Raw genomic sequence first — 811 nt, 5'->3', positions numbered from 1 at the left:
ATTTGCGGCTGAGCACCAGTACCTATTTGCGGCTGAGCACCAGTACCTATTTGCGGCTGAGCACCAGTACCTATTTGTGGTCGAGCACCAAGATTGTACGAGTTATAATAATACATCCATCATCACGCCCCTATTTCCTTAATAATTTTAGTTTATTTAACTATGTAAGTTTTGGATGATTGTCTATATATAAATGTGCGAATGACTAATCCACCAAATAAATATTTGAAATGATAGAAGAACCATAAAAACATATAAACTATCTTCTAAAGATCGTCATGATATTTTCTTTAATAACGTAAAGTTCCGAGATTTTAAATACATACAAAATTATCAAAACGCAATCTTTACGGATGTATTTTCACCTACTTTATCCACATTCCTAAACATACACTTTTTCAAATACTTCTCACAATACAAATATAACATGTAAAAAAACAAAATGTGTCCGTAAATAGTTCGCGGATAGTTCACGAATAGTTCGTGTTTTTTATTTCTGCATTTTTTCATATCGTTTTTCAACCTCTTTTCGCATAGTTTTGAATAAATATGTTCTTTAATCCCTGAAAATGAATTAGCTATAATCTAGATTGTGTTAAATTCACCTATTCCGTTTAACCTTAGCTATACCAATCTCTTTCGCATTTTATAAAAATGAATTTGACACTTTCAGTTTAAAGTTAATTCAATAAGTGATAAAAAAATAAAGGAACTAGATTCTAAACTTCCTTTGATAATCATTTAATGTATCTTGCTCCATTCCAATGTATCTCAATGTTTCTTTCTGATCTGTATGATTTAACATCTTTTG

At 30.2% G+C, this 811-nt stretch carries 1 pseudogene; it reads right to left on the bottom strand.

The features are described from left to right. Window positions 1–712: 712 nt before the first annotated feature. Window positions 713–811: pseudogene (locus ACQRBL_RS32410) on the bottom strand (site-specific integrase); the annotation flags it as partial.

The sequence above is a fragment of the Bacillus sp. AF62 genome, assembly GCF_050312695.1.
Lineage (GTDB): Bacteria > Bacillota > Bacilli > Bacillales > Bacillaceae_G > Bacillus_A > Bacillus_A cereus.
This window is presented reverse-complemented; position numbering and strand designations above follow the sequence as displayed.